Consider the following 23,372-nt stretch of genomic DNA (forward strand, 5'->3'; position numbering starts at 1 on the left):
CTGCTTTTCTGCCGATATATATGCTGAAAGTTTTTATTATTTTCAGATTTCATAAAGTATCAGTCACTTACAATGGCAGGAATTACAGATGACGATTACACAGCGATTATTGCTCACCTTTTCACTTCTCTCAGCCGCGCTGGTCGCGATGGTCATCGTGGCCGTCATGGTTGCCGGCGGATTTCAGTCCCGCTTTCAGTATGTGCAGGAAAATACCGTTGCCTCACTGCTGGACCTGGGCAAGCTGGTAGACGGCAGTAACTCCCTTATTATCTGGCTTTACCGCCACCAGAGCGCAACAGACCCGCGGCGGCAGGCTGAAGTTGAAAAGAAAATCGATGAAGCTATCAGTAATATCAAATCACTGAACCAGTATTACCTAAATAACGACATATCGAACGAGGAGGACCGGCAACTGACAGAGAAGGCGTTCTCCACCATCAAACAGGTTGAATCGTCGCTTCCTGCATTTCTTGCTGGCTCACGCGCACAGAATGACGCCGTTGCACTGGGGGCGCTTCAGAGCAATGACGGCATTGGAGAAGCTGCCCGCCAGCTGATTGCTGGCTACCAGAAACAGCTCAAACTGAATGTGAACATCGGTAGTACTCTGCGTAAAGAAAATGACCGGACTTATCAGATGACAGTCTGGAGCCTTGTGGGTGGCTCAATGCTGGCCATTTCCATTCTGGCCTTTTTTGCGCTGAAAACTATTTTCGCTATCCGCGGACAGCTCAACGGCATGCGGCAGACTATGGAAATCGCCAGCCAGCAGCTTGACCTGACTCTGAGGGTGGACGAGTCGCGTCGGGATGAAATCGGCCTGACCGCAAAAGCGTTTAATCATCTTATTGAAAACGTCTCAGCCTCGCTGTCGAAGGTCGAGGCTTCTGCACAGTCGGTCAGCTCAGCCTCTGCGCAGATAGCAGCCGGTAATGAGGACCTCTCTTCACGAACCGAGGAGCAGGCTGCCTCGCTGGAGCAGACGGCGGCAAGCATGTCAGAGCTGAGTGAGACCGTACGTCAGACCGCAGAAAACACACAGCTTGCCAGTCAGCTGGCGAAAAATGCCCGCGATATTTCTGAAGACAGCGCCGGCCGGGTGCGCACGCTGTTGGGCACAATGGGTGACATCAGGGGGAGCTCTGCAAAAATTACGGATATTATCGGGCTCATTGAAGGGATTGCGTTTCAGACCAACATTCTGGCCCTGAACGCCGCCGTCGAGGCCGCGCGTGCCGGGGAGCAGGGCCGTGGTTTCGCTGTGGTCGCCGGCGAAGTCCGCAACCTCGCGCAGCGCTCCTCCTCTTCCGCCCGCGAAATCAAGGAGCTGATTGAGTCATCCATGGGCTTTGTCGAAGCCGGAGCGACGCAGGCCGAGGGTGTAGGAGAGAATATGTCCCGCATGAACGACGCCGTGCGGCAGGTCACCGACCTTGTCGATGAGATATCCGTTGCCGCCAGTGAACAATCTCAGGGTATCGGGCAGGTCCATATTGCCGTAAACCAGATGGATGACGTGACGCAGCAGAACGCCGCGCTGGTTGAAGAGGCTTCGGCCGCGTCACGCTCGCTGATGGAGCAGGCGGCGGCGCTGAATCAGCTGGTCAGTGCCTTTACGCTGGTTCCCGATTCGGGACAGTCAGACACTGTGCGCGCTCAGGCAACACGGCCGATAAGGACGGCTGCTGCATTACGTCCCACCCCTGCCGTTGCGGCAGCGGGAGATGATAACTGGAAGAGCTTCTGAGGCAGCAGTTACGGTTTCTTAGACTGAAACACGGGGCAGGGACCCTTCCTCAGCCTTTCAGCGTTTTTACGTTATTGGCGTGGTGCCTGCCGGCCAGAAAAAGTACATCGTCGCTGCGCATATGTCTGGCCTGCGCGTACCGACATCTTTAGTGTGCCTTATCAGGGGACAAATAACAGATACTGCGACTGATTGTGCTGATGGCTTCCTCCCGGAAGCCGGTTTTATCAAACTGACCAGACAGAAAATGTCAGGCATGAACCGGTGGCAGTAATCACGGCAGAGGCGCGGTGTCATGCCTGCATCTGCAGTTACGGAAGACGTTGTGGAGCGCGTTACGGTCAGGGCCGGTCAGCCCCTGAAAACGTCAATGAGATAAACGGACTTACTCGTGGAGTGTGGCCATCGGATTAATCACCTTATTCGTATAGGCCTGCTGGCGTAAAACTTTAAAGCCCGATCTGCCGGAAGCATTTACTGCTTTTCATGTCGCTCAACGTCCTGTTCGGCCTCTTCGAGCTCGGACATCAACGCCGCAAGGTCAACCACTCCGGCGGCCGGATTACGGCTCGCACGCCGGTAGCGCAACCTGAGCGCACAAAGACGTATCAGCGCTTCGCGGTAAGGTGTGGCAGCATTTTTCATCGGGATGCCTCCTGTCAACTCAACCTTTTGGGTTTTATCACTCCCAACCTGACTCTGTCACGCAGGCGTAAAGCAGGTGACGGCGGCGGAATAGATAAACGTGCACGGTGTCACAGAACAACGTGGGGCAGCAGCGAGTACAGCCGGAAACGATGTGGCGGGACACATGGCAAAAAGTAACCCGGGATGTTCAGACCCGGGATCAAGGCTGGATTTCACATAACCGGTCTTACGCTGGCTGTGTAAAGGGCGGACCAGAGTCCACAAAGTGCTTACTGATATTGCGGAAAGCCGCCATCCATGATACGGGAAAACATTATATGAATATATTACGCTGTCGAGAAAGTGATGCCAGGAAGTGTCTGATTCACTGATTTTTTTACACTGACTGCGCCACTATCGTTTCAGCCGGTACAGTTTATCCTGAATTATGGCCCGCTGAGCGCGCATTGCTGTAAAGCGCGCTCCGCTCACATCACGGTACCCTGAATACCATCAGGAGCCGTTTTATGTCAGCCGCCACAGGGTGGGCCCTTTACGGAATATTTCCTGACGGTCCGCCGTTTATCCACAGACATTCTGCCTGACACGCCGGTCAGCTTCCTGGTGTCTGTCCGGGAGGGGCACTTTCCCTGCCGGAGGTCACGGAGCCCGATGTGTTCGCTGATACTGGCCTGGCACGTGCTATCAGCTCTGCCGCAGGGCGACCTTTCGGGCACCGTCAGCGCCGTTTTCACGCACGGCCGGCCGGGACGTGTGGCGCTGGCACCCGGCGGTCTGGTGCTGGCCCCGCCGCTGCGCGGAAGCGGTATCGGCACCTGGCTTGCGCAGCAAGCTTGCGCATGGGCCGTCACGCTGGCGGCGGCTACACGTGTTGAGGCTTCCGGGTTTGCCCCGGCTGAACCGACTTCATCAGTGGAGCAGATGCGGTTAAGTAAGGCAGTTGCGGGAAAGGGCGGTCTGGATTACAAAGTAGCCTGGCTGCGCCTGCAGCGTCGGTGGAAACGCCAGCCTGATAGTCGAAAGCCCGGAAGCGGTCCTGCGGGACTTCTGGCAGAGGTGCCCGCCACCAACTTCGAGCTGGCGAACTATGAGCGTCTGACCCGCTGCACAGGACCGGCCGGGGTCTGCTGTTTCCGGGCTCGCTGCCCTTACTTCTGCCCGATAAGCTGGCGCACCGGCTGATGGGCCGCTGAGGGCGCCGTTTTATCAGCTGTGCTTCAGCGTCTTACTGTCACCCTCCGCGCTGAGCAGCGCCTCAAACGCCACCGCCGTCAGGGGTCTGCACAGCCCGTTCCCCTGCATGATGTCGCACCGGGCGCCTGTTACGTACGCCCGCTGCTCCGCGTCTTCCACACCCTCGGCCGCCACGCTGAGCCCGAGGCTTTTCCCCAGCGCCGCGATGGCCCGGAACATCATCCGCACGCACATGCTGGTGCCGAGCTCAAGCGTCAGCGACTTGTCAATCTTGAAGCCGCTGACGAAGCCGTGCCGAAGCAGGCTGATGGCGCCCAGCTTGCGGCCGTAGTGATCGATGACGAACGCGGCCCCCGTGCGCCGGATGGCCGCAAACTGTGCCGGCATTTCCTCAACGAGTCCCGTCAGCAGCGGCTCGTCCACCTCCAGGTCCACAAAGGCGGCGTCGCCGCCCGCGGACTCGCGCAGCACGCTTTCCAGCCCGGGACCGGAAAGCTGGCGCGGGAACAGGTTAACGCTGACCCGCAGCCGCGGGCAGCGGACCTGCCACTGCCGGACCTGCGCCAGCGCGGTGCGGATGACCCAGTCGCCGAGCGTCACAGACAGCGGGCTTTTCACCAGCATATCCATAAACTCGGCTGGCAGCAGCAGGCCGCGGGCCGGATGCTGCCAGCGCACCAGCGCCTCGCAGCCGAGCAGGCGGCCGCTGCCGGCGTCATAGCGCGGCTGGTAGTGCAGGATGAACTGCTGCTGGCGTACCGCGGTTTCCAGCTCGCGTTCAAAGCGCCGGCGCCGCTGCTCCGCCGCCAGGAATTCGGGCCGGAACAGGACGCTGCAGCCCTTGCCCGACGCCTTGGCCCGGTAGAGCGCCAGGTCCGCCGCCGACATCACCGACGAGGCGTCTTCTCCGTGTTCGGGATAGGCGGCAATGCCAGTGCTGGCCCCGACAATCACGGGGGAGCCGTGGTAGCTGAATGGCGTCTGCACGGCGGCAATCAGGCGCTCCGCCGTCAGGCCGGCACCGGTACTTCCGCCCGGCAGCAGGATGATAAACTCGTCGCCGCCGAGCCGGGCCGCAGTGACCGCCTCCGCGCACACCAGCCGGATCTGCTCCGCCACGTGACACAGCAGCGCGTCGCCGGCGGCGTGCCCGAGCGTGTCATTGACCTCCTTGAAGCCGTCCAGGTCGGTCATCAGCAGGGTGTAGGGCACGCCGGCCTCGGTCAGCTGCCCCAGCTGCTGCATAAAGGCACCGCGGCTGGCCAGACGCGTCAGCATGTCCAGCGAGGCGAGCTCGCAGAGGCGGGCCTCGCTCTCGTGCCGGGCGGTGACGTCGCGCACAATCATCCCCACCAGGCGTTCGCCGCCCTCCCGCCAGCCCGAGAATGACACCTCGGCCGGAAACTCCCGGCCGTCGCGCCTGAGCCCCCATATCTGCAGCGTGCGCGGCTGCGAAATCGCCGCCTCGTCGGCCGTCAGGCGCTCCAGCTCGTTGCGGTAGTCGGTCTGGCAGCGCTCGGGAATAAGCCCGGCCACATACTGGCCCGCCATCTCCTCCGGGCCGTAACCGAACATCGCGGTGGCAGCCGGGTTCCAGAAGGTGATGCCCCGGCGCAGGTCGGTGCAGATGATGGCGTCCGGGGAGGTGGCCGAGATGGACTCCAGCCGCTGCTGGCTGGCGTGGCGCAGCACCTCGAGCCGGTGGACCTCCATCCGGTCCATCACCAGCGCGGCGATGTCGGCCAGGTGCTGCCGGTCCGCGTCCGTGAGCGGCGGGCGCGGCTGCGTGTCGGTCAGGCACACGGTGCCGATATGGTGGCCGTCCGGGGTGGCAAGCGGGATCCCCGCGTAGAAGCGGATGTGCGGGTAGCCGTGCACCAGCGGGCTGTCGCGAAAACGCGGATCGTCGAGGGTATCCGGCACGCAGAGGATCTCCCCCTGCGCCAGCGTGTGGTCGCAGAAGGCGACGCTGCGGGCGGTGCCGGTGATGTTCAGCCCGTAGCGGGACGCAAAAAGCTGCCGCTGTTCGTCAATCAGCGAAACGAAGGCGGTGGGCACGCGGAAAAGGCGCGCGGCGAGCGTGGTGAGCCGGTCCAGCGCGTTTTCCGGCAGCGCATCCGCCTGCTGATAGGGTGCCAGCGCCGCAAGACGGGTCGCTTCGTGGTCTGATGTCGAGCGTTTCAGGGTCTGTCCCCCCCGGGTCGAATGAGCTGTGGCCGGCATGACACAGCAAAAAGGGGACACGTTCAATCAGACGGGGCCGCAGAAATCCCTGCCGCCCCGCCGCCGGAAGAAAGGCCCGTCAGCTGACCCCGCCGCGGGCGGAGTCAGGGATAACAGTGACGCCCGGCTGTCCGGGCATCACGAAAACGTTACTTCAGGACCACTCCTGGCCGCGTTTCAGCGCTGCAGGGAGGCGCACCGCAGGCAGATTACGCAGTCGGGATGCCGCAGGCGCGCGGACTGGAGCGCGTGCCTGAGCGAGTAAAACGTGCCGAGAAAGCGGCCCCCGCCGGCCTGCGCCAGCTCGCCACAGCCCGCGCAGTGCACCTCTTCAATCGCGGGGCGCCCGCATCGAACTGCATAGTAGTACTTTCCGCTCATGTCCTTATCCTTTTATCGGCCGGGCCCGCCTGAACTTCAGGGGGCTCAGGGAACAGAGCCTGCTACTTTTTCTTTTGCGGCACAAGGGCATAGTGCGGGTGACGCCCGGCGAGCAGCAGCAGGAGCTCGTACTCTCCCTGGCTCAGGGGGGCGGGATTTTTCGCCGCCTCCTTCATCTGCCAGACGCGCAGGCTGAGCTCAAACCGCTCGGCGGCGGCCTCCTGCGACAGGCCGGCCGCAAGCCGGAGCTCGCGGACGTCGGAACCGACCGCGACGGGCCGGTATAAAAGCTGATTTCCCAGAAGACACTCCTTTCGCGGGCAGGCGGACCACAACGGGCCGTCAGGATAAAAAATACGGAACACGCCCCTGATACATCACATTATCTTAATATTTATTCCGTAATGCAATGCGCCCTTAATCGATCGCGGGATAGTCAACCGCAATTACCTGATTTATTTCTATAACGCTAAACCAAATCAGCCGCTCAGCGCGACAGGCATAATATCCATACACCCAGGAATCCTCTCCTTTTTTTACGAAATCCTGACAGAGGGATTAATCCGGTGTTTTCCTGATTATTATTCGCCAGGATAGGCAGGGCTTGCCGGCGGCCGTATTTATTGTGCCGCCCCCCCCTGTACTGATGAAAAGGATAACCTGATGAAAAACCGCGATTATATTCAGCGGCGGGTACCCGCCGACCTGAGCCGCATAGACATCCGGGAGCAGTGGCAGATCACGTTCTGGACGCTGGAACTGCGCACGACCCAGGAGCGTCTGACCCGGGCCGTGCGCGAGGCGGGCCCGGAAGCCGACCGCGTGCGGGCGTGGCTGGAGAAAAATCCGCCCCCCCGCACGACGCGTTAATGATGCCTGAAGGCCACCAAGTCGCCTTCAGGTGGCGGGGTCGCCCGGCGCGGGCTGACCGGTGAAGCGGACGCGGCAACAGCCACGTTGCCTTCTTCTGCAGGCAGTGTAAAGCGGGTGATGGCGCCGCCCAGCGCGATCGTCTGCCCGTTCAGGTTGCCCGCGGTGGCAGAAACCTCCTGCACCAGGGTGGCGTTCTGCTGCGTGACGCGGTCAAGCTCCGCAACCGCCAGCGTGACCTGCGCAATCCCTTTGCTCTGTTCTTCCGAAGCCAGGGCAATCTGTCCGATCAGCGCGTTGACCTCACCGACGCCGTGCAGCACCTCGCTCATGGTGGCACCGGCGCTGCCGGCAGCCCGTCGCCCGTCGCTGACGCGCGCCACGGTGTCGGCAATCAGGCCCTCAATCTCTTTTGAGGCGGCCGCGCTGCGCTGTGCCAGCGACCGCACTTCGGCCGCCACCACGGCAAAGCCCCGCCCCTGCTCCCCGGCGCGGGCGGCCTCAACGGCGGCGTTGAGCGCCAGGATGTTGGTCTGGAAGGCAATGCCGTTGATGGTAGCGGTGAACTGGCGGATTTTTTCTGAGCCCTCCGCGATGCCGCTCATGGCATCAACCACGGTCTGCACCTGCTCCGCGCCCTGCTGCGTGGTGCCGGCGGTGCGTTCTGCCAGCTCGCGCGCCTCGCAGGCGTTTTCCGCGTTGTGTGCCACAGTGGCGGTAATTTCCTCCATGCTCGCCGCGGTCTGCTCCAGCGCGGCGGCCTGAGTGGCGGTCCGGTCGGACAGGTCGGCGTTGCCGGCCGCAATCTCGCCAGCCTCGCGGTGCAGGATCGCCGCGTTGTCGCGGATGGCCGCCACCGCGTCCAGCAGGCTGTGCTGCATCTCACGGACCAGCGGCACCAGCTGCCCGACGCAGTTGCGGCCCAGGTCTTCCGGCTCGCGCGTGAGGTCACCCCCTGCGATGGTCTTCAGGTGCGCGCGGATTTTCGCTACCGGGCGCACCAGGCGCACCACCAGATAGCGGTCACAGAACGCCAGCAGCGCGGCAGCGGCCAGCAGCGCGCTGCTGAGAATCACCTCCAGCCGGTGGCGCCCGGCCATCACCGGCGCGTCGTCGGCCGCGAGCTGCTGCGTCAGGCTTCCGAGCCGCTCGCGGCCGGCGGCCGGATAACGGTCCGGCTCACTCAACGCCGCGCGGTAGCCGTCCCACGCCGCCTCCGGCGGAACGGCGGCCAGCAGGGCCGTCTTCTCGGCTGCGGTCCCGCCCTGCATGACGAGGCCGGCGCGGGCCAGAAAGGTCAGCTGCCGGGTCAGCGCACCGGCGTGGTCGGCGTGGCGGTACATTTCGCGCAGCGTCAGCGCGCTCCAGGCGCCGGCGACCGCAACCATGCTAAATGAAACAATCATCATCCACAGCACGACGCGGCGGATGGTAAAGTGTCTGAGTAAGTGCAAAAGGTATCCCCGGTGTTGCTATTATTTTAAAATAATAAGAAGCATTATCGTTCATTTTATTGGGCGCGTGATTAAGTTGCGCGCTGCATTTATTAAACAGGAGTCTGGCAGGAATATTAAAAAAGGGAACTTCCCGACGATAAAATAAAAGAATCGCGCTGCGCTAAATAATTTGATAAAGAAAATAAACATGACATCAGGCCAGACAACGCCTATAATAAGCGCCATAAAAAAGTTTTAATCGCTTTTCCCTTTCGCAGTTATTGCCTTTTACACCGGTCCGTTACCGTCCACTTTCTCTTTATAATTTCGCACCGGAACCAGGCCGGTGCGGAGGAACCCATGCTGATGAATATTAACGGCGACAGCGATCGCCGCGCGCGGGCGCTGAAAGCGCTGCGCAGCCCCGACGAAAGCCGCGACGACGTGCTGCGCAAGTTTGTGCGGCTGGCGAGCCAGGCGCTGGGTATCCCCGGCAGCTTTATCTCCGTGCTGGACGACGAGCACCAGCACGTGCGGGCCGCCCACAATTTCGCCCTCACGCAGTCCTCGCGGCAGGACTCACTCTGCCGTCACGCGGTGGACAGCGACAGCCCGGTGGTGGTGCCCGACACCTGGCTGGACGCCCGCTTCGTCACGCACCCGCTCATCACGGGCGCACCCTACATCCGCTTCTATGCCGGCGTACCGCTGAAGAACCGCGAAGGCATCGTGCTCGGCACACTGTGCGTCACGGACACTGCCCCGCACCCGTTTGGCGCCGGGCAGGTTACCACCCTGAAGCTGCTGGCCGCGCTGGTGATGTCGTTTCTCGAGGCCTGGCACTCCGCGGGATTCACTGACCCGGTCACCGGACTGCCTAACCGGCAGCGCCTCATCCGCGACCTGCAGTATCTGGCGGCAGCGGGGGATAATACGCCGCGCCGGCTGGTGCTGATTGACTGCATCGACATGCCGCGCGCCTATGAACTCGCGCGCTCAATGGGCATGGGCCCGGTGGAGAGCCTGCTGAAGGACGTGGCCACGCTGCTGCCGCTGCGGCTGCGCCCTGCCACCGGCGAGATGCTTTATACCGTTGCCACCGGCCGCTTTGCGGTGCTGACGCGGGCGGACAGCCGGCTCAGCGCGGACTGGGTGGCGGGGCGTCTGGAGGGGATCAGCGCCGACCTGGGTGACGGCATCGCCGTTGCGCTCAGCACCCACACCGGCGAGGTGGCCTTTATCACGGGCAGTATTACGGCGCAGGAGGTGCTGCGCCGCGCGGTCAGCGCCCTGCACGAGGCCATCGGGCGCGGCGTGCCCGCCATGCGCTTCAGCGAGACCAGCGATGCCCGCCACACTCAGGACTTTACCCTGATGAATGACCTGGCGGCCGCGCTGCAGGAAGACAAAGGCCTGTGGCTCGCCTTCCAGCCAAAAATCTGCCTGCAGAGCGGCCGGCCCGTGGGCCTGGAGGCGCTGGTGCGCTGGCGTCACCCTCAGCGCGGCGAACTTTCTCCCGCCCTGTTCGTGCCGCTGGCAGAGCAGACCGAACTGCTCAGCGCGCTGACGACCTGGGTGACCGACCGCACTATCGCGCGCCTTGCCCGCCTGCGCAACAGCTGCATCCAGCTCCCGGTAACCATCAATATCAGCAGCAGGGATTTTTCCCGCGAGGGCTTTGCCGACGCGCTGGAGGCAAAGATGCTGAAGGCAAAGCTGCCCACTTCGCTGCTGGGCATTGAGTGCCTGGAGACCGAGCGCATCCTTGAAAGCCCGGCGGCAATGCAGGGGCTGGAGATGCTGAAGCTCAGGGGCTTTGGCATCTCGCTGGACGACTTCGGCACCGGCTACAGCAACATCAGCTACCTGCGGCGCATGCCGCTGGACGTCATCAAGCTGGACCGCACGCTCATCAGCGAAATCTCGTCAGACACCGCCTCGCGCATCATCGCGCGCAGCATCATCGCCATGCTGAAGGAGCTGGACTATACGGTGCTCGCCGAGGGGGTCGAGGATGCAGAAACGGTGACCGCACTCACCCAGTACGGCTGCGACCAGGCGCAGGGCTTCTTCTACTCCCGGCCGCTGCCGGAAGGGGAGCTCGACGAGTGGCTGGGCTGGAAGCTGCGCGGGCAGTGCTGACCCGCCGCCGCGGGTTCACAGCCCTCAGGCTGGCGTCCTGTAGCGCCTGAACCCCTCCGGTCCGGCGACGATGACCACGTTACGTCCGGCGCCTTTGGCCTCATAAAGGGCCTCATCGGCGCGGCGCAGAAGCGCATCGCGGCTGCCACAGTCTGACAGCGCGGCCACCCCGGCAGAGACCGTCATGGCGCCGACGTACGGGAACGTTGTGGTGCTGACCACGTCGCGGATGCGCTCCGCTGTGCGGGCCGCATCCTCCACGGAGGTCTGCGGCAGCAGAAGAATAAACTCCTCACCGCCAAAACGGCTGACGACGTCCCCCGTCCGGCACGCCTGCCGCAGCAGACCGGCGAGGCTGACCAGCACCGCATCGCCTGCATCATGGCCGTACCAGTCATTGATTTTTTTGAAGTGGTCAATGTCGATGGCAATCACGCACTGCGCGGCGTCATCGCTGAACCTGTCCGCCATGAGGGTAAAGCCGCGGCGGTTGCAGATTCCGGTGAGCGGATCGGTCATGGCCTCATCGCTGAGCGCAGCCATGCGGCCGGCGACCGCCAGGCGGTGATCCTGTACCGCCTCCTTAAGGCGATCGGCCTCATAATACCAGGCGGGCACCGAGGCCAGCGACGCCTCGCTGTCGTCGTCCCGCACCATGCCGGCCAGCTTTTCAAGCGGGTAAGCGATGCGCCCGGCCATCAGGGCAACGACGGCGGCCGTGAGCACGATGATCCCCAGCAGGAACCACAGCGCGTTTTCCGCCGTGCGCACGAGAATATGCCGGACCGTTTCAGAAGTGCCCGCGATAAAAATGTTCCAGTCCGTTTTGTGCAGGCTGGCGAACCCCGTCAGAAACGCCTGTCCGCCCGCCTCCATGCTGAATCGTCCGCTGTCCATCGTGGCGAGTCGCTTCATCAGGGCGGCACTCAGCGTCATTCTGGTTCCCACGAGAGACGGGTCGTGGCTGAACACGATGAGGCCGTCATTGCTGACGATGCTGACGGTAGAGCCGCGGGCGTAGAAATGCTGACTCAGGATATCGCTCAGCATGCTCTGCTTCCTGAGGTAAATGGTGCCGCCGATGTAGCCCAGATAGCCACCGTCCGGCGCAAACAGCGGCTGTGACAGGAACACGACGTAATTACCGGAGGCCGAGGTAAAGGGGGCCGAGATAAACGGCTTCTGCGTGGCGATGGCCTGCCGGCTCGCATCGGAGTGCAGCTTCACGCCGACCAGGCTCAGGCTTTCCGGGGAGGTGGCGGCGATAACGGCGTCGCGGTTTACCACCACCACCGTGTTAAAAAAGCCGGACTGCAGCCGGAGGCGGTCGGTCTCCCCTCTCAGCAGCGCGGGGTCGGTGAGGCCCTTAATCTGCGTGGCGCTCCAGGCTAGCTCGCGCTGCGCCGTGCCGAGATAGCGATCGGTGGTGTCGGCGAGCTTCCTCGCGTAGGCGATGTTGCTCTCCAGCAGGCTGTCCTCGATGTTGCCCTTCTGAAAAATCAGCAGCGCCCCGAGCAGCAGGCAGGAGGTGAGGATCACCCCGCCGACGGAGAGCGACAGGAGCAGTGTACGGAGGCGGAGTTTTTTCAGCGGCATGGCGTCAGGGGCCCGGTTGAGGTGTCATCAGAGTGTAACGGTCACGGACCGGGTTAAATGGCAGAACAGCGCGCCTTTTATGCGCCGCGCGACAGGATTGCGGGGGCCGGCCCACGCCAGCTTAGCGCATTTCATTCTTCTTAATGCAACTTAATCTGATAATCCTCTGCTTTCACACAATTTTCGTGGATAAATATCATGGAAAATGCTTAATAAAGCGGTGCCGTCTCACCACGGCATAAATCAACGATTAGCCCGTGAAGGCTTGCGGGCATTTTTTTATCGTGCCGGACGTTTTATTTCATGAAGGCGGGCCGGTACCATACAGATAAAAGGGATATACTCCCTGCGCTGCACACACAACGCGTCTGCACAGCAAACGAAGAGAGCTGGCGTCTCCGCCCTTCCGCACCTGACTCAGGTCCGGACGACCGGTGGCGTATTGTCCGGTATTTACGGAACGTCCTGACCGCGCACCCGCGCGGTTTTTTTCTCCGCCGGCGTACAGGCGAACTTATGCACCCGTGCGGTGGATAACCCTGTGGGCAGGGTGCATACACCATCGGCCAGGGAGCGCACCATGCCCGATGGCGGGTGGCGTACAAATTTCATACAGACAGGCGGGCCGTTTATGAACAAGATGCTGCTGCTGTTTGTGCTCATGGCGTCCCCCTTATGGGCGCAGCCGGCAGCCTGCACGCCCGGCTCCGGCACCTGCATCACGGCTTCGGAGGATAAAAACGTGTTTCTGCACGCGACCTGCGATGACGACGGAGCGCTTCTGATTTCGCTGGAGGCGCCGCACGGCAGGCTTTCGGGCGATGACATACAAAACAGCGCAGGACAGGACGGCGGCGGATGGACGTGTGCCGGCGAGGCCCTGCGTGGCCACTGCAACATTCTCTACGCCCGGGTGCCCGGCGCCATGCTGGACATGCTGTCCGGGCGTGCAGGCCGAGGAGTCCGGCTGGCCGGCGCACTGCCGGAAGGACGCCTCCTGAATTTTTCTGCCGCCAGCCTGCGACACTGGGCTGACGCCCTGCCGGCACGCTGCCACTGAGCCCTGCCCTTCCGTGACCGCGACCCGCGCTGCCAGGAATCATCTTATTCACGCGCGCCCGGTTGCCTTAACGGCAGCGGCGGTCTTTGCTTAAACGACTGCAGAGATACAGCAGGTTAAGCGGAGAAACAAACGCCATGGGTTCCGTACGCTGCCGGCGCTGCTGTGCACCTCTGACCACGGAGGATCGTTATTATTTTATCAGCCACTGTGAGACCTGCGACACGGACATCCGGCATCAGGCGGGTGAGGCACACATACCCGTAAAGTCCCCGATGTATGTGCTGAGGGGCGTCTTTTTCTTATTGCGCCGTTACCGTCATATCCGGACGGCCGGGCGCTGACCTCGCGGCGGGAAAGTGACGTCTGCCGCTCAGTGTTTTTTTCAGTGCCCGAAACGATTCGGATATTAAGAAAACACGCATCCCTGCGTGATTATATTTATTCCCAGATTGTTAACGGCAGGTGGGTTACAGAAATCCCCGCATCATTTTAATATAAGACCAGCTTGTCATTCTTTTAATAAACTTTTTCGGGCAGGTGAATTTCCTGCCCTCCCAGTCCAGATTAAACCACTGAAAATCATCGTCCTTTATTTTCTCAATCATACTTAAAGCCTGTTCAGGCGTCCTGAAAGCATAAGCCTTCATCACGCCTTCACGTGTGCGCAAATAAATGTGAACCATATAACCCCCGGGTGAAAAACTACTGTGATTTCATATTATTTTAATAACACGGTCATAATAGCTCTGTTTTCTCACGGTGCGTTATTTATTTTCGTTATGTTCGCTTAAAAAAATCACCCCTGAAAAGCCGCTTAAAATATCTGATTATATTTGTATTAAATAAACAGGAATTTTGATGGCAAAATTCCTGGTCATAAATTAAATATATTTAATCACGTTGACGCATAAGATCATGCTGCATGCTCATCGGACTGATGCCTGTACGCCCGGATGCCACGAAAAGGCGGATTCAGGCAGAGCGCTGGTCCGCGCGATCTCCGCAGCGCGCGCCGGAGAAGTATCATGACTCAGCCATTCCCGAACCGCGTCTGCAGTCAGCACAAGTGGACGGCGGTCATGTATGTCTACCATGCCCTGATTGCTGGCCGCGGTGACGATAACGAAGCCTTCCCGCCCGTGCTCCCGATTGAAGGGCGCCTTTCCGATGGCCGCAAAAAACAGCGGCTGCCTGTCACGGTGGTGAATGAAGTAGGGTTGTTTTCCGGCACCACTTTTTTGCCACTCAAACCAGCCGTTTGCAGGCACGACGGCACGCCCGTGCACCCACAACGGCTTAAACATGCGCCCTGATGCAGCTGTTTCACTGCGGGCATTTATGAGCGGCGCCTTATCCCACCACTCGGGACCATAGCCCCAGTAGACCGGATCGAACGCCAGATCCCCATCGCGTTCACTGAGTAACAGGACCTTTGTGCCCGGCGCCACGTTGTACCGCCCGATAGGCTCCGGGTCCCGGATTAATTCTTCAGGGCTGGCGCCAAGCGCCTCAAAGTATTCATCCCTGCTGCTGTACTGCGCAAACCGTCCACACATAATTACCTCCTGCTATTCAGCATAGGCGGTATACTGTCATCCGGAGGAGTCATCATGTCTCATAACCTTGCAGCCCGGTCGCGGGAAGAACGCGACAGAGTTAACGTGGATTTAGCTGCGTCAGGCGCGGCCTACAAAGAACGCATGAACCTGCCGGTAATACCTGCAGAAGTGGAGCGGCAGCAGCCAGAAGAAATGCGTGAATATTCCGGGAGCGTCTGCAATTCTATCGGCAAGAAGCGCAGAAGTTCCCGCGCGGTACTGACCCGATTTATCAGAAGGAGGAGCAGAAATGACGACGCCGATTGAAAAATTAAAGCAGCTAGCCGAATCTGAACACGTAGCGAAAGATTGTTATTTCGGATACAGCATTGGCAAGCTAACTTCTGATGAAGCTGTCATGCTTTATATGCACCGAAAAACAAAGGAGCATAAAGGTGTTCGCAATCGGCTTCTCAGGGAGAAGCGGGCATAAAATTTCCAAAAGAAAGCAGACCTGTATTCAGGTCTGCCTGCTGAGTTTTAAGCTACGTGAAAAAGTTGTTTTTGCCCTTTAGTGACATTCCGCAACCTTTCCGGCCAGCGCTCCCAGTAATGAACCGGCGTTCGTAAAACCCTTCGCCGCTCATCGCTCAGGGCATTTCCAATCACGACCTCTCCGGCTACGCCGCACAGTGAGAGCTGAATGTAAGCCATACCTGCGGCCAGCGGATCGATGTCCGTTGCTGAAAACCACAGATGACGGTGTGGTGGATAACCGGCCTCCATCATCACGCTGGCGTACGCCAGCACCATACAACCGGCACCGCAGGCTGGTTCCCAGAGGGTAATGAAAGGTTTAACCTTCAGCTGTTCTTCAATATTCCCAAGCTGAAGCTGAGCCATCATACGGGCAATGCTCCACGGGGTAAAAAACTGTCCCCGGTATTTATCACCCATCTCGAGCTGCATAAAAACCCGCCCCAGAAAATCACCTAGCTCCTCTTCAAGCCCGTTCACCACATGGGCAAACAGTTGCGCCAAATTTTTGACGTCAGGTTTTTCATAACGGGACACGATGCGCAGGTACTTCTGTTCACGCTTTTCACAGAACTGCAGGCGATTTTCCAGTGCGATGACGCTACAGCTGATGAAATCCTCAAACACCTGATGCCGGCGGTGATAACGGGCGGTCTGATTAAAGAGTTTAAGAAAGGCTTTTTCGTGATTAATGACTTGTTTCATGCGTGCTTCCTCAGAAAAGGGAACACGCTTCCTGAAGGGAAACGGTGTTCCCTTCGGGGTGAAAAAACGGCCACAGGTTTCGCTGTGGCCGGACGACAGAGCCGGATTACCGGTTCTGGATTGTCGCTATGCGCGGATACTGCCGTAGTGCGCTGTGGTTACAGCGGGCACTAAAGCAGGTTCAGGCGTAACCAGGTACATACGGGCACCATCACCCGATGCAGACTGGCGTAGCTCCTCAGCCGGGTACGGACCGCTGTCAACATGATCGCCCCGGTCAAAGCAGTTGTAACCTGACGTGCCGGCATCCGGTGAAATCCAGTAGTGCCTGATCTCGCAGTCAAACAACTGTGACATTTCTCCCATGATCTCACCTGACGGCGGATACCAGGGAGACGCAAAGTGCAGCGTGAGCGAACCCACATCATCACGGCTCCAGCTGGCCTGATGGCCTGCCGGGAACTCCATGCCAAAAAGCTGCATGTAAAGTTCTAACGATGTATTGAGCCCCCTGAACAGACCCGTATCGCCGTTGAGTTCGGTAGCAAGACGTGACGGCATCACCATCAGCATGTCACAGGGGCAGGTTGTCTCCGGCATACTGCTGAGCCATTCCCAGCGCTCCTGCGGATCGAACTGGCCACCGGCACCGGCTACACCAAACCAGTCGGCATAATGCACGGCCATCAGCTGCGCCATTATCTGCCGGGCTGAAAACGGAATGGCTTCCCATTTCAGCGCATCGATGCCGGACTGCAGCGTGATTTTCTCCATGCGGGAGAGTGTCTTCGTGTCCAGCCACGCATCCTGCTCCAGCAGCTCGATAAAGTGCTGGAATGCCTGGTTAGGTGAAGTCTGCGCTCCCGTACCTGAAGCGGTCAGCATCGGATACGGCGCATAGTCCATGGCCCTGATAGGCTTGAGTATGCCGGCACAGCCAGCGAGAAACAGTTTTATCGCCTGCCGGACGGCATGGCGGTATAGCGGTTTTTCCGTGCCGGCAATCCAGGGCTGCATAACATCAAGGCAGACTGACTTACCGGTGATTTCCAGGCGGTTCTGGCACCATGAAAACATTGTGAAACTCCTCTTGTCGGTTGAAACGAAAAGAGGGCATCTTCCTGAGGAAGATGCCCTCAGGGGGATGATGGCGGCCGCAGCCGCCGGGTCAGATTATGCCGCCTGTTCCGTATTACGGTTCAGGGGCGCAAGTAAATATTCCGAGGCTTCACGGGCGAACCGGCAGGCACGGAAAATTGCCCGTTTGTCTTCCCGAAGTGCTCTCAGCCAGCCGGCAAGATAGCTTTCGTGCTGCACGTCGCCGGTAATACCGAGCTCCGCACAGAGAAAGGCGCTGCCGGTTTCCGCTATCAGCTCTTCGAACGCATAAACCGGGTCACCAAACTGCCGTGACGATGAGGTAATGCCTTCCCGGTTCAGGCGACTGCCGTGCCCGGTGGCATGCACCAGTTCATGCAGCAGGGTGGACCAGTAGTCCGCCTCCGTCCGGAACTGCGATACCGTCGGCATGACTATGCGGTCAGCGCCCGGCCGGTAATAAGCGCGGTCCTGCCGGCGGTGATCGCACCCGACTCCCGTGGAGCTGAATATCTGCTGTACCTGATTCAGCTGTACCGCGCTGAGTTCAGACGGGGATTCTGCCGGAACAGAAACCACACCTTCACCGCTAACGAATTCAGGCAGGCCCTCACACTGTTCAACGTTGAACAGCTGCAGTTGCTTCAGCATGGTCAGTTGCTCCATAACCGGCTCTCCGTCCCGGAACAGCAGATTATCACTGCTGTCCCTGGCCTGTTTCTCAAACAGTTTGTAGATAATGGCCAGCGCGCTGGTTTCATTCTTCCTGACGTGACCTCCCGCAGTTTTAGCCTGCAGGAAAGTCAGCCAGCGATCGGACGTATAACCGTGTTCTTCTGCGGCCATCCAGAGCAGGGGAACGTTAACCCCGCTGTAGGCACGGCCGGTTACGGCATTGACCGGCAGGCAGCTGCCGTGCACGTTCTGAGCCGAACGCCACGGGCGCCGCCAGGGCGGCACGCCATTTTCCAGCGCCACAATGATTTTATCGGTGACCTGCTGATACAGGTCAGTAGTCTGTACTGCTGACGCTTTGGATCGGGCTGTTGTCTTTTTCATGGGATGCATCCTTTGAAAACGGGGCGCATCCCGGCCGGTGGCGGACGATGCGCCACCGGTGAGTGGAAAAATCAGTAAAAACGTAAGGAGCCGTCGGCCATAACCAAACGAATACGGTCACGTACGCTCGCGACCGCACTGTCAAACATCTCCCGATCGGCGGGTTTCGCCCGCTTTGAATCAAGGCGAATGACCTGGTCGAGAACATGTAATGCCTGCGAACGCCAGCTGAGACGTTCAGCATTACCTACACAGGCATGAAAATGGCGCAGCGACTGATCGTAAAGCCAGCGGGTCCGGTCACGATATTCGCTCACCGGTACATACACCTTCAGCGGTGGATGCGTTTCCACATGAAGCGTCAGCGCATTGTTCAGGTTACTAATAACGGGTTTGATGAGCAGATCATGTTGGTCATTCAGCACAGCATCAAACATGCTCTGCGCAATAAAGGTCTGAAAGGAGAATTCCCGTTCGGGTATCAGTGAGTCAGCAAGTTCTGACCAGTCTGCATCCTCCGACGGATTACACCCTGCAGCCCAGGCTTTCAGCCACTCTCCGGGATGATTGTCATCAGGTACACGAAGATAAATCCCCAGGTTCTTTTCAAGTATCAGCGGGCGCTGCATACCCAGGTTCTGTGTGAAAAGCGGACGAAGTTCAGCAGAAGTAAAACGGATCATATTTCCTCCGTATAAAAGAAGGAGGAAACCTCCCCGGGAGGGAAGGCCCCTCCGGGAAGTGTTAATCAGTAAAAACAGATTCAGTCGAAACGGTAACGCAATCCGGCCATTTGCTGCGCCATCTGCCGGCCCGCCCGTAAAGCCTTACGTGCGGAGGCAAACTTACCTGCGCTGCCAAGTTGCTGATACTGCCAGTCACGCGAACTGTAGCCCGTTCTGCGTGAAATGATGGCGGTAAACCCTCCTTCAGACTGAACGACCTCGGCGCGGAAACTGCTGTGTCCGCTGCGGTTGGTGAACCATTCAGCCTGCTGCTGACGCATTGCCTCTGCAAGGCAGCTGAGGGCGCGCGATGTGCGGGTGATAAGTAACAGCATTATACTGCTCATGGTTTTCTCCTTAATGAATGCGGAGAAAACCATCACCGCAGATGCAGGGAGGTTGTCCCCGCATGGGTTAAAGCCTTTGTCATAAATGACGCCGGCGTCTGGTTAATGACTAACCGAAGTGATGATATAAAGCGTTATCCGGATCGTCCGGGTTAAAGGTTCGGCTGGCAGGAATGTGAACTGTCATGGCGCAACCGCAGGCTGGGTGATAACGATGACGGAAACGATGGATGTAGCGTTTTCCAAACCACAGAACGCGTTTTTCCACTGTCTCCATGTACTGCCAGACTTCACCGTCATTATCAGCAACAGCCGGGTCCTGCAGGGCGCGGTTAGATCTGTGCTTTGCCAGCCTGCTCCACATCCGGTGCCATTCGCTGCTGTTATGTTTAACGAGTAATAACGTATTAAATGCCAGTGTATTCACAGGTAAATCCTCTTCAGTAAAAATAAGAGGATTTGTCTCCGTATGGAGAAAATCCCCATACGGGTTAAGTGCATCACCTCAGAAATCTGCTTCGCTATTTTCCATAGCCAGAAAGCATTTTTCGTCTTTGACTGCGCTTTTGTAGAAATATGTCCAGGCCTCTTTATCAATACCTTCTGCCATGCGGCAAAGGCCGTTAAAGAATGCCTCCCATGATTCAGGTATAAGCTTCCGGACATGCAGTTCAGCCAGGTCCCTGGCGACCGCAGCCATTTCCCAGACGTAAAACGGAAAGCCGTCGTCATCTGTCCCGGTATTCAGGCCAAAACGGCGAAGCGCTGCGATACTCAGCAGCTCGCCCTCTGCTTTGGCCAGTGCGACTTTGTGAGCGGTACGCTCGCTGGCACGATGATAAAAATCTGAAGTGAGAGTTAAATCGTTCATTGAGGATTCCCTGAAGCGTCGGGGAAATCTGTCCCTGACGGGGACAGAAGTCCCGTGAGGGTGAAAGACTGTCCGTTTGATAAGGCAGTCAGGCGATGTCAGAAAAACCGGCGCTCTGATAAAACATTTTGCGCGCTTCTTCTGTAGCGTCGTCCAGCTCTTTTTCCTGGCGAGACAGGGTAACGCCCTGGTGAAAAGCCGTATTCCAGTGACGACTGTGAACATTTGCCCCCAGGAGCGTCAGCTCGTTCACGGCTTCTTCGACAAAGGTGTGTCTTATGAAGCAATGCTCAGTTGCAAAACCAACGGTATGTGCGACATATCTGAGAAAAGTCAGGTAGTCTGGAAGGCCGTCAGCAGGAACCTGAGGATCGGCGTCAACCATGAGTTTGTAACCAAGACGTACGTTAAGCTGAGTTTTAACGTAATCCACCATGATTCTTGCAGAAGCGGATGAATCACAATTCAGTAACGTGAGCGGATTGATCATTTTGGTGTAATGCATGGGTACGATTCCTTATAAAAAAAGGGAACCGTCCCAAAGGGAAAGTATCCCTCAGGGTGAGAATCAGGCCAGAAATGCCGGATGAGTAAATCAGGTGTTCAGGAGAGTGAAGCGAAGTAAAAAGGACCTTAACCGCAGGGGTCCCTGTTTTCAAAGGTTAACAGGTTTGTACCGCCCGAAAGCGCCATCTCTCAGGTTGTGATGGCATTGGCATGTGATTACCCGAAGGCGTTCCTCTCAAATCACCGGAACATTGGCAGTTGTCAGAGACAACGTTAGCAAAATAAGCGTACACAATTCCCGCACCTCAGGCAAGAGTATCAACGCAAAGATCTTACCGCTTTAATTTTTGCACTCAGCACAATCCTGAAAGTTTCAATCAGTGCGCCCTGAGTGAAATACAGACAGGCATCAGTACGGGTGAGCCTGTCACCATAATGTGCATAAGCCTCCTGTAGACAGGCCACCTCGTAATGTCCCCTGTCGATAATGCGTGAAACGTTTACTTTAAATCCTAAAAGCACACGACAAATAATCGAAACTTTACCAGAAATAAAACCATGCTTATTCATGAAGCTCAACCTTGTTATAAACACGCGCCACGTAATGTCCCCTGCCATCGCCATGTCCCAGATCCATTGATGCAAGAGCCTGCGCCTCTTCTTTAGTAAAACCATTTTTCATATGGAGATTCATAACATCAACAGAGTACGCATAACGTAAACTATGGGGTGCATATTTGCCGGTTAATCCTGATTCACGGACGACATTGCGATAGCGTTCAATAGCCGTGTGTAATGATGGTTTATCGATTAACTTGCCATTATTTTCACTCAGATGTTTAAGAGACGCATTGATTGCAGCCAGAGTCGCATCACGATCTAATACCGTGGTATCTCTTGGGCGCCCTCCTTTTGTACCGAATACAATGCGTATTTTTTCGTCCCCATTCAGTAACGCTTTTTGCCAGGTACGCAATGATTTAGCAGACTGAACTGTTTCTTCCGTTCTTAAACCGAGTAATCGGGATAGCCTCATTGCGCAGGCAATGCCCTCATCCTTTTGCTCTACACTCGTTAATACCTGCCGAAAATAATTATCGGGAATGGCAACCTTCGTTCCGTCCCGGCTCGTTTCCGAAATGCCCAGGGCCTGGTTGCTCAGTTTTTCATGAGAAGGATTAGCCATGAATGTCTTTCCTGCAACCCGCAGTAAAGCGCGGATCGCCGCCATTTCATTTTGAAGTGTGCGCCTGGAAATTTCTTCTGAAAGGCGACTTTTCATATACAGTTCGATATGCGACGTTTTAATGTTCCTTATATCTCTGATTTGAACATTAAGCCTTAATAAACGCTCGGCAAACCTGTCAGCAATTTTCATTCGGTCAGAAACAGTTTTAAAACTTCCGCCCGCCTGTCTGGCAAGCGTTTTAAGATTTTTATTCAGTTTTGCCATAATCCCCCTCCATTTAAACAGGTGTCAGTGCTTTTCCGTCTGCGTAAACGGAAAAGCACTGACACCGGCTGCGCCACAGCTACAGACGATGAATTTCACCCCGACGGCACGGTTTGTGGTTGCGCTTCCTGCGTCTCGACAGATATCTGTGCATCGGGGCGGCGAAATGTTGAGTTATTGCGAAGCTCCCCAGGTCTCTGACCTGTTCGCGGTTTGCACCGGGCTGAAATGAATCAGTCTGCTTCCACACACCAGTATGCTGACTGGTGTCGCCATCGATATCGTGTCGATTTTCTCCTCTTTTAATGAAGTCCCGGGCCGTTTTCACGGCTAAGACGTTTGATTGATAAATGAACAAACGGTGAATGAAGTACGTCTTTAAGGCGCTTAAAACCTTTGAGTACGTGTTGGTCAGTTGGTAAAGAAGTTGTTTAAACGGCAGTGCGTCAGCGCTGCCAGTTATGCGCTGCGCGCGTCACTTGGTACTCGTTTCACTCGAACGCAAGTGACGCCGCGCTCCTCTGCTCTCAATGCTGCCGTGGAAGATGCCCAAATGTTCCAAATGGTCATACCCACGTCGCAAAGTTTGCAACGGATGCAGTCGTCAAAAAATCGAGACGAAACGAAGAAAACAGACAGATGAGTCTGAAAGAAGGCTGTCAGGGACGGCTTGTTTGTGAAGGAATATCCTTTATCGCTGTCAAGGCGATCCCCATTTTCAAAGGCTAACGGGTTTACCGCCCGAAGGCACCGTCTCTCAGGTCATAACGGTTTTGGCATGCAATCACCCGAAGGCGTCCCTCTCAGATTGGCGGGACATTGGCATGTTGCTTTACGCAACGGTACAACGAGGGAGATGTTAGATCGAAGCGTGATCCTTTTTCAAGTAACTTCTGTCACCAGAATATATATGTAGCCTTTTCCCTCCTGAATAGAACCATGTTATGTTCATGTTTATATAGATGATTAATATATTCAGGATACCACCGGTTAGCACTATATTACATATAAACGACAATGCCTATATGCGGCTTATTAATTGCAATAGAATGAATCTTTAAAGATGCCTCGAAATTGCATGTAATTCACAGCCAGAATGAAAACGTTGCGGTAAAAAATGATGCGTCTGATTGGTATGACCGAAGGAAATCTCAGAAATAGGATGCGCTGAGGGCTTTTCAAGTTAATTGATAGTAATCGTAGCACATCCCTTCCTTAAGGAATTCTTC

The 23,372-nt window shown here is 57.5% G+C and carries 23 protein-coding genes and 1 pseudogene; 7 read left to right on the top strand and 17 right to left on the bottom strand.

Annotated features, from left to right (window positions below; all coding sequences use genetic code 11):
* The first annotated feature begins 88 nt into the window (after positions 1-88).
* A complete protein-coding gene (locus AC6I79_RS17490; protein WP_059009463.1) occupies positions 89-1,750 on the top strand; it encodes a methyl-accepting chemotaxis protein in 1,662 nt (553 codons plus the stop codon).
* Between the two features lie 474 nt (positions 1,751-2,224).
* On the opposite strand, the gene AC6I79_RS17495 is transcribed toward AC6I79_RS17490, so the two are convergent.
* Positions 2,225-2,395 carry a hypothetical protein gene (locus AC6I79_RS17495; RefSeq protein ID WP_176428074.1) on the bottom strand — a complete coding sequence of 57 codons (171 nt, stop codon included), beginning with the start codon at positions 2,393-2,395 and terminating at the stop codon, positions 2,225-2,227.
* A gap of 654 nt (positions 2,396-3,049) precedes the next feature.
* Here AC6I79_RS17495 and AC6I79_RS17500 point away from each other — a divergent pair.
* Positions 3,050-3,580, top strand: a complete 531-nt coding sequence (locus AC6I79_RS17500) for a GNAT family N-acetyltransferase (protein WP_498027435.1) — start codon at positions 3,050-3,052, stop codon at positions 3,578-3,580.
* Positions 3,581-3,604: 24 nt separating this feature from the next.
* On the opposite strand, the gene AC6I79_RS17505 is transcribed toward AC6I79_RS17500, so the two are convergent.
* Positions 3,605-5,815, bottom strand: a complete 2,211-nt coding sequence (locus AC6I79_RS17505) for a putative bifunctional diguanylate cyclase/phosphodiesterase (RefSeq protein ID WP_498027434.1) — start codon at positions 5,813-5,815, stop codon at positions 3,605-3,607.
* A 443-nt stretch (positions 5,816-6,258) separates the two neighbouring features.
* On the bottom strand, positions 6,259-6,498 hold the full coding sequence (locus tag AC6I79_RS17510) for a hypothetical protein (RefSeq protein WP_039328794.1): 240 nt from the start codon (positions 6,496-6,498) through the stop codon (positions 6,259-6,261).
* 361 nt (positions 6,499-6,859) lie between these two features.
* On the opposite strand from AC6I79_RS17510, the gene AC6I79_RS17515 reads away from it, so the two are divergent.
* Positions 6,860-7,066, top strand: coding sequence for a DUF3606 domain-containing protein (locus tag AC6I79_RS17515; RefSeq protein ID WP_045814937.1), 207 nt, complete (start codon positions 6,860-6,862; stop codon positions 7,064-7,066).
* Here the strand turns inward: AC6I79_RS17515 and AC6I79_RS17520 are convergent.
* Positions 7,063-8,520, bottom strand: a complete 1,458-nt coding sequence (locus AC6I79_RS17520; RefSeq protein ID WP_498027433.1) for a methyl-accepting chemotaxis protein — start codon at positions 8,518-8,520, stop codon at positions 7,063-7,065. The two genes, AC6I79_RS17515 and AC6I79_RS17520, sit on opposite strands and share 4 nt — an antisense overlap.
* Positions 8,521-8,862: 342 nt before the next feature.
* On the opposite strand from AC6I79_RS17520, the gene AC6I79_RS17525 reads away from it, so the two are divergent.
* On the top strand, positions 8,863-10,644 hold the full coding sequence (locus tag AC6I79_RS17525) for a putative bifunctional diguanylate cyclase/phosphodiesterase (RefSeq protein ID WP_481657890.1): 1,782 nt from the start codon (positions 8,863-8,865) through the stop codon (positions 10,642-10,644).
* Positions 10,645-10,668: 24 nt separating this feature from the next.
* On the opposite strand, the gene AC6I79_RS17530 is transcribed toward AC6I79_RS17525, so the two are convergent.
* Positions 10,669-12,240 carry a sensor domain-containing diguanylate cyclase gene (locus tag AC6I79_RS17530; RefSeq protein ID WP_498027432.1) on the bottom strand — a complete coding sequence of 524 codons (1,572 nt, stop codon included), beginning with the start codon at positions 12,238-12,240 and terminating at the stop codon, positions 10,669-10,671.
* 631 nt (positions 12,241-12,871) lie between these two features.
* On the opposite strand from AC6I79_RS17530, the gene AC6I79_RS17535 reads away from it, so the two are divergent.
* Entirely contained in the window at positions 12,872-13,300 is a 429-nt protein-coding gene (locus tag AC6I79_RS17535; RefSeq protein WP_059009477.1) for a hypothetical protein, read from the top strand.
* Between the two features lie 470 nt (positions 13,301-13,770).
* Here the strand turns inward: AC6I79_RS17535 and AC6I79_RS17540 are convergent, their stop codons facing one another.
* Positions 13,771-13,986 (bottom strand): hypothetical protein, encoded by a 216-nt coding sequence (locus AC6I79_RS17540; protein ID WP_498027431.1) that lies wholly within the window; start codon positions 13,984-13,986, stop codon positions 13,771-13,773.
* A 243-nt stretch (positions 13,987-14,229) separates the two neighbouring features.
* Positions 14,230-14,859, bottom strand: coding sequence for an SOS response-associated peptidase family protein (locus AC6I79_RS17545; protein ID WP_088515977.1), 630 nt, complete (start codon positions 14,857-14,859; stop codon positions 14,230-14,232).
* A 54-nt stretch (positions 14,860-14,913) separates the two neighbouring features.
* Here AC6I79_RS17545 and AC6I79_RS17550 point away from each other — a divergent pair.
* Positions 14,914-15,155 (top strand): annotated as a pseudogene (locus AC6I79_RS17550) (DNA polymerase III subunit theta).
* Positions 15,152-15,334: a hypothetical protein gene (locus tag AC6I79_RS17555; protein WP_059009483.1), complete on the top strand. Its 183-nt coding sequence runs from the start codon at positions 15,152-15,154 to the stop codon at positions 15,332-15,334. The pseudogene AC6I79_RS17550 and the gene AC6I79_RS17555 overlap by 4 nt, the downstream one beginning before the upstream one ends.
* A 47-nt stretch (positions 15,335-15,381) precedes the next feature.
* Here the strand turns inward: AC6I79_RS17555 and AC6I79_RS17560 are convergent, their stop codons facing one another.
* The 10 genes from AC6I79_RS17560 to AC6I79_RS17605 all read right to left on the bottom strand — a co-directional run bounded on the left by AC6I79_RS17560 (position 15,382) and on the right by AC6I79_RS17605 (position 22,143).
* Complete coding sequence (locus AC6I79_RS17560; protein ID WP_059009485.1) at positions 15,382-16,083, bottom strand: N-6 DNA methylase; 702 nt, start codon at positions 16,081-16,083, stop codon at positions 15,382-15,384.
* Between the two features lie 126 nt (positions 16,084-16,209).
* A complete protein-coding gene (locus AC6I79_RS17565) occupies positions 16,210-17,160 on the bottom strand; it encodes a DUF1281 domain-containing protein (RefSeq protein WP_088515975.1) in 951 nt (316 codons plus the stop codon).
* 96 nt (positions 17,161-17,256) lie between these two features.
* Positions 17,257-18,240: an ArdC family protein gene (locus tag AC6I79_RS17570; protein WP_498027430.1), complete on the bottom strand. Its 984-nt coding sequence runs from the start codon at positions 18,238-18,240 to the stop codon at positions 17,257-17,259.
* A gap of 71 nt (positions 18,241-18,311) precedes the next feature.
* A complete protein-coding gene (locus AC6I79_RS17575) occupies positions 18,312-18,923 on the bottom strand; it encodes a hypothetical protein (RefSeq protein ID WP_059009492.1) in 612 nt (203 codons plus the stop codon).
* A gap of 80 nt (positions 18,924-19,003) precedes the next feature.
* A complete protein-coding gene (locus AC6I79_RS17580) occupies positions 19,004-19,312 on the bottom strand; it encodes a hypothetical protein (protein ID WP_059009494.1) in 309 nt (102 codons plus the stop codon).
* Positions 19,313-19,421: 109 nt separating this feature from the next.
* Positions 19,422-19,739: a hypothetical protein gene (locus AC6I79_RS17585; protein ID WP_088515972.1), complete on the bottom strand. Its 318-nt coding sequence runs from the start codon at positions 19,737-19,739 to the stop codon at positions 19,422-19,424.
* A gap of 78 nt (positions 19,740-19,817) precedes the next feature.
* Positions 19,818-20,183, bottom strand: coding sequence for a hypothetical protein (locus AC6I79_RS17590; protein WP_088515971.1), 366 nt, complete (start codon positions 20,181-20,183; stop codon positions 19,818-19,820).
* 88 nt (positions 20,184-20,271) lie between these two features.
* A complete protein-coding gene (locus AC6I79_RS17595) occupies positions 20,272-20,688 on the bottom strand; it encodes a hypothetical protein (RefSeq protein ID WP_088515970.1) in 417 nt (138 codons plus the stop codon).
* Positions 20,689-21,008: 320 nt separating this feature from the next.
* On the bottom strand, positions 21,009-21,260 hold the full coding sequence (locus tag AC6I79_RS17600) for a hypothetical protein (RefSeq protein ID WP_141097286.1): 252 nt from the start codon (positions 21,258-21,260) through the stop codon (positions 21,009-21,011).
* Positions 21,253-22,143 carry an integrase domain-containing protein gene (locus AC6I79_RS17605; RefSeq protein ID WP_498027429.1) on the bottom strand — a complete coding sequence of 297 codons (891 nt, stop codon included), beginning with the start codon at positions 22,141-22,143 and terminating at the stop codon, positions 21,253-21,255. Before AC6I79_RS17605 ends, AC6I79_RS17600 begins: the two co-directional genes overlap by 8 nt.
* Positions 22,144-23,372 lie beyond the last annotated feature (1,229 nt).

This window comes from gamma proteobacterium symbiont of Scutellera amethystina (assembly GCF_059730845.1).